Annotated in this window: 8 protein-coding genes; all 8 read right to left on the reverse strand. The window is 64.6% G+C overall.

The window, feature by feature from the left end; genetic code table 11:
* Positions 1-26 precede the first annotated feature (26 nt).
* A complete protein-coding gene (locus ACFXAZ_RS20435) occupies positions 27-443 on the reverse strand; it encodes a hypothetical protein (protein ID WP_384592884.1) in 417 nt (138 codons plus the stop codon).
* Between the two features lie 115 nt (positions 444-558).
* Positions 559-1,473 carry a JmjC domain-containing protein gene (locus ACFXAZ_RS20440; protein ID WP_384592887.1) on the reverse strand — a complete coding sequence of 305 codons (915 nt, stop codon included), beginning with the start codon at positions 1,471-1,473 and terminating at the stop codon, positions 559-561.
* A gap of 15 nt (positions 1,474-1,488) precedes the next feature.
* Positions 1,489-1,890, reverse strand: a complete 402-nt coding sequence (locus ACFXAZ_RS20445) for a hypothetical protein (protein ID WP_384592890.1) — start codon at positions 1,888-1,890, stop codon at positions 1,489-1,491.
* Between the two features lie 194 nt (positions 1,891-2,084).
* On the reverse strand, positions 2,085-2,324 hold the full coding sequence (locus ACFXAZ_RS20450) for a DUF397 domain-containing protein (RefSeq protein WP_384592893.1): 240 nt from the start codon (positions 2,322-2,324) through the stop codon (positions 2,085-2,087).
* Between the two features lie 198 nt (positions 2,325-2,522).
* Positions 2,523-2,690, reverse strand: a complete 168-nt coding sequence (locus tag ACFXAZ_RS20455; RefSeq protein ID WP_384592896.1) for a hypothetical protein — start codon at positions 2,688-2,690, stop codon at positions 2,523-2,525.
* Between the two features lie 363 nt (positions 2,691-3,053).
* Positions 3,054-3,440, reverse strand: coding sequence for a hypothetical protein (locus ACFXAZ_RS20460; protein ID WP_384592899.1), 387 nt, complete (start codon positions 3,438-3,440; stop codon positions 3,054-3,056).
* Positions 3,437-3,922: a recombinase family protein gene (locus ACFXAZ_RS20465; protein WP_384592902.1), complete on the reverse strand. Its 486-nt coding sequence runs from the start codon at positions 3,920-3,922 to the stop codon at positions 3,437-3,439. The genes ACFXAZ_RS20460 and ACFXAZ_RS20465 overlap by 4 nt, the downstream gene beginning before the upstream one ends.
* Positions 3,923-4,016: 94 nt before the next feature.
* Positions 4,017-5,228 carry a helix-turn-helix domain-containing protein gene (locus ACFXAZ_RS20470; protein WP_384592905.1) on the reverse strand — a complete coding sequence of 404 codons (1,212 nt, stop codon included), beginning with the start codon at positions 5,226-5,228 and terminating at the stop codon, positions 4,017-4,019.
* Positions 5,229-5,514: the final 286 nt, after the last annotated feature.

The following is a 5,514-nucleotide window of genomic DNA, read 5'->3' on the forward strand; positions in this document are numbered from 1 at the left end:
GACCGGCACTGTGCCGGTCGCGGGGGCTACATTTCTGTTTCCGGAGGCCGTAGACCTCTGAGCAGGTCCGAAAGCCCAATCAGCTCTCTGAAAAGTGGTCCGGCCTGATCCAGCGCAGCCGTTACAGCTATTCCGGCAGGGTCGATGATCGCCCACTCGCATTCCCCGGAGTGCCCTCGCCACAGGCAACAGGGTTCCTTGTGCTCCGGCTTGGGTTTGTCACAGGGCGAGAGACAGATTAAGTGATCGGTTGTGCCCACCGCGTCCCAGAAGAAGAAGACCTGTCGATCGTCGTGGGGAACCAGACGAAGAAACGAACCGTGCGTGTCGTGCGGTTCGTCGGAAAGGTCGCACCGGAAAGGAGTATCAGGTTCATAGCCGATATCCGTCGCGTCGAAGGGCGCGATTTCCAGTGACAGCATGACGAGGTTGAGGTCGATCACTCGCCGGGACGTGCAGCGGTACGGCATCACAGAACTCCCGAGGGCATGGGGAGGCCCCGGCCATCTCCCACGGGGGAGAGAGACGACCGGGGCCGGTTCAGGGGCGCACAGTGGTCTAGGTCGTGTACTCCAACTCAGTCAGAGCCGCATCCCGGATGGCGGAAGAAAGTTCCTCCGGGTTGAGCCTTTCCAGATATCGAATGAGTGCCAATCGGGCACCTTCCAACTCCCCGGATAGACCGTCACCCTGAATTTGTTCAGGAAGAATGATCCTTCGGAACTCCTCGCCCTCGATCGCTCCCTCTGTGAGCTTTTCCGCGAGCCAGAACGGCGTACGTTCCCGAATGGCGAAAGTCAGATGGACGCTGCTTTCAGCCGCGCCCCTCGCGTGGGGGTTGTGAATCCATCCCCGAGGGAGCAAGAGCGATTGTCCGGGCCGCAACTCATACGTCTGATCCGGCCCCTTCGCCGCCCACTCCTCCCGCCAGTGTTCTTGCCAGACGCGGGGCGACTCCAGATGCAGCCGCATTGGGTCTTTGAATTTGGGTTCCCAGAGTTCCCACGTCTTCGTGCCGGAAATCTGCACGATGACGGCCATCTGTTGGTCCCAGTGGTGACGGAGTCCCTGACCCCCGGGAGGGGTCAGGAAGGCGTGCAGGTAGTTCGAGTAACCCGTCTCCCTCTGGATGCGGCGAGAGACGCCGTTGAGGAAGGGCACAACCCTTTGGAGGTTGCCCAGACGAAGGGTGTAGCCCTGCTCGCAGTACCCCCGAAGTTTGTTGCCGTCCGTGCGCCCGTTGGTCATGAAGCCCGCGGGGTTGATGCTCGGCCGCGGAGGCTTGGCACCGTGGTTCATCACTGCGACCTCGGCCGCCGGCACACAGCCGCTGAAAGCCCAGGTCTCGAAGAACCCTTCGTTTACGTGCCGGTCCAACTCTGTCGTCTCGCGCTCGTACAAGCGGGGTTCGTCCGGCCACGAGCCCAGAAGCTCAGTGACTCCGTCCGCCGGCAGCAGGTAGCGCAGTGACATTGCGGGCTCCTTCTGTCATCTAGGAGGGAGCGGGCAAGCGAGGTCTGGATGGAAGTGGTTCGGACAGCAAACAACCTGCATAGCCAACAGGTTTTGAGATTGGAGGTAGTAAACCCAACTCACATCCGATCCGAGCCGAAGCGCTTCACGGCTGTAAGCAATCTTCCCGTCCAAATCGCTGTACGCCCGCTTGCCGTCGTCCCGTTCAAACGGTGGATTTTCCGAATAGTTCTTGTTCAACCACACGACCGCATCATTTACGTCGGTCCACGTACGGTCGATAGCGGCATGGCTCCGCTTCATCAGCCAATGACCGGTCATCAATGGCGGCACCGTGCCGTTCTGAAACTCTGCCGCAGCTTCGCGATAACGATCAAGGACGCGTTGCGTCTGCTTGTCGTCGGGACCCGCGGGCACAGGGGCGCCGTTGGGGTGCGCCGGCCTACGGTTCCCCTCTTGCGCGTACACCTTCGGGGGCCCGATCCACGGCCCGTAACCGTGCCAGTGTCCGGGCGTGCCACCAGGCCAAGTCATGTGCGAACTCCCAGGGGCGAGGGACCGCCCCCAAGGTTCTGGGGGCGGTCGTGATGCTGTCTGAGGGGGCCCTCAGACTAGACCGTCAGCCCGCGCTCGCGGACCCAGTTCGCGGCCCACGTGTCCACCTCGGAGCCGGTGAACCGCAGGTCACCGCCGGTGGCCTCGGTCTTGTTGTCGCGGATGACGAACGAGTCGACCGCGCCGGGGATGGCCGCGACCTCGACGCACGTCTCGTTCTCGCCGCCGAGGTTGCCGCCGCAGTAGGCCGTGAACTCGGCCCCGTCGGTCGACAGCTCGTAGAGGTTCGGGGTCATACTTCCTCCTGGTGCATCGTTGTGCGGAGTGTCGTCTCCGCGCCGTTGTGCACTTGCTGACCCGCCCCGGTGGCGCTCGGGCTGTCCTAGGGCCGTGTTCCGCCGGGGCGGGGGCTTGCCCGCCCCTGCCGGGAATTCACACTAGAAGTCGGGGGAGGCGTCTAGTTGATACGTCCGGCAGAGGCGGGGGTCTGGTGGTCAGCTGTCGCTGTTCTCTCCGTACAGGCTGTCTGGGGTGTGATTACGAATGTGCCGGTCCACAAGTGACCCTTGCGTGACTTGCGTTGTCGGCGTTTTCTGACTGTTCCTGGTGTCTTTCTTGATCTGCGACTTCGCGGCCTTGACGGTGTTCTTCTTGTTGCTCACTCCGCGCCGACCCTTTTGGTAGTGGCTTTTCAGGAACCCGCCCCATCGGGAGGCGGGAAAGAACTGCTAAACGCCCGGATAGGCGCCCCAACGGCACGCCAGGCACGCACAGGCGCCGTCTCGTGGGCGGGCGCGGTCGCGGCTGCTGCTCCTCCGGGAGCCCGCCGGCCCTCAGTCGGGCACGCTCGGCCTCGACCCAATGCAGCTGCTCGATACGGAAGATGCACCAGTGACAGGCCAGGAACTCGACCGTCACCCCTCGTGCCTCCATGGTCCCCACACAGGCAACGGGCAGATTGGTGCGTTCGCATCGGTGGCACGACCCACGGTGAAACTCGAACCGTGCCCACAACTCCATGGGCTTCACTCCCACGGCGCACCCCCGCGTGCGCCGTGGGGGATGGGGCTACCGCCGACCAACGGCAGGAAAGAGACTCGCCGCGCCGTCCACGCGAGCCGAACGTCGCCGTACGACACTGCGAACTCGAACGGTTCTCCGCGACCGAGTGCGGCCTCGGCGTCGCTCGGGTCCCTGTCCAACCAGTCGAAGACGTACGCCGAGGCTGGTTCGTCGAGCGCGGAACCGATCATGTTGAGTTTGACCCGCGCCCAACGAAGCGCGTTCGCCGGGGAGGAGACGCCGCAGGACTTGATGCGGCGCGGTTCGTCCGGGGCATCTGCGTCGGACAACAACCACTCGCACCAGTAGCCGGCGACCGCCATCCCCAAGACGTTCGGCGCCGCGGTCATGGCGCAGCGCTGGCCTGCGCGCGGTCGGAGTCCATCACGTGAAGGAAGCCGCCGGCACTCTCCAGCTTGCGCGCGACCTCGTCGAACTCCTCGGGAACGGGAGAGATCATCGACCGCCACGGCGTCAGCACCGCGCCCGCTTCCTTGTTCTTGATGCGCTCGACGGCCTGCGCCAGTCCGGGGCGCCCCTCGGGGTGGCTGAGTCCGTGGCGATCCTCGATCTCGGCTGCGATGTCCCACCCGAACGCGTCGGCGTACTCGTGTGCCTCGTCCTGCGCTCGGCTGAGGTCCGCGTTCGGCGCTCCGCACATGTAGATGACGATGCGAAAGCGCTCGATCTTCGGTGCTGCGGTCGACGTGCCGCCCTCGTCCGGCGTCACGCCGGCCGCAGCATCGGCAAGGGTCCGCCGGCGCTCACGGTCACCGGCCGTACGTCGCGGGGGTGTTGTCCCCTGCTGCTGTTCGTTCTCGGTTCTGACCATGTGTCAATCGTGGCGCCTCGATCACACATGGTGAAGTGATGGAGAGTAGGACCCAGCGAGGTAACCAGGTCCCAACTCCTACGCTCCGTACGACTTACGCGATCAACGGCATTCCGATGACTTCGCCGATCCGCCGGACTCGCGCCGTCGATACCTTGGCGAGACGATTCCCGATGACCCCCGGCAACGCCTGATGCTTGACCCACTCCGGCGCGTCGAGGCCAACCTCGATCAGGGTGTCGCCGGCCTGGTCGTACAGGCCGGTTGCGCTCTGCGCGAGGGCAACGTCGAGCTTGTACCGGTTGCGCGCGACCTTCGACATGCTCTTGGGAAGTCTCTGCATGTCGGGTTGACTGGCGAGCTTGAGAGCGCGCCCGTAGTTCTTCAGGGCGACGTGAATCCCAACGGCCTCTGTTTTTGCGGCGGTTGGGCCGAAGCTGGTTCCGTACAGCTTTTCATCCCGCCCGAGCCTCGCGGCTGCTGCATGCGCCTGTGAGATGTAGTCGTCGGCTGCGCTCTCGTCCTCGCGCCTCGACGCTGCCACGGCCGCTGAGATCATCAGACGCCCGTACGCGAGCAGTTGGGGGCGAGAGGTGTTACTGAACGACGGCTCGATCGCCAGTGCCGCACGCTCGGCCACGGACACGGCGCGAGGCATCTTGGCGCCTCGGAGGTAGATCCATGACAGCGTGGATTCCAGTAGCGCGGTCAGAACTGGATCGTCAACCTCCTTCGCGAGGTACTTCGCCGACGTGAGGGCGCTCAAAGCGAGGTCCCGTTGTCCGAATCCGGTCGAGCAGGACGCCGCCACGCGGTACGTGCTCGCCAGGATCGATCCCAGCTCTACGCGTTCCGCACCCGTGGCGCTGGCGTACCTGACTTGTCCCTCCATGAGTACCTTCGAGGCGTAGCTACTTACCTTCGAGGTATCGCTCGCCCAGTAGGCAGACCACGCGAGGTCGCGGGCTTTGCCCAACTCCTCGACGGTGCTCGGGTCGTCGATGCCCTCCCACTCGCCGAGTGCGCTCTCGTGCACGGAGTCGGACAGCAGACGCAGGGCGGCGCGGTCGCTCTGGCCCATGCCTCGGCGCGGTGCCTGCTGGCCCAGGATCACGGAGACATCCGTGTTGAGTGCATGGGCGAGCTTGAGCAGGGAACCGACGGACAGCTCTCCGCGGTCCTGCTCTGCCTTTTGCACTAAAGCGAGAGACAAGCCCGACGCGTCGGCTAGGCCCTGCTGTGTCAGATCGGAGCCCCGAAGGTGCTTGATCCTCTTTCCATTCGTCAGATCGGCCCAGTTGCTCACGTTCACCTCAGCGGGTCTCGGGGCGCGGTGCCTTCCCTTTCGATGGTAGGTCCATGCGCGGTGTTACCCGCCGGAAACCGAGGAGTGCCCGGCGGACGTCGCCTGTCCCGTCTCTTGATCCTGCCCGTTCTGGCCTTTGTGACACTGCCCCCGAAACCTCGACGGGCGGGGGGGGCGGGTTCTGGTGGTGGGCGGCCCGCCGGTGGAGGTTCGGGGGGTGGGTCTCGTCGTCGCGCGGGCGCGCGGTGTGTAGAGACACGGTGAGAGATGGGCGTGACTGAGCCGG

Source organism: Streptomyces sp. NPDC059477 (assembly GCF_042749375.1).
Taxonomy (GTDB): Bacteria; Actinomycetota; Actinomycetes; order Streptomycetales; family Streptomycetaceae; genus Streptomyces.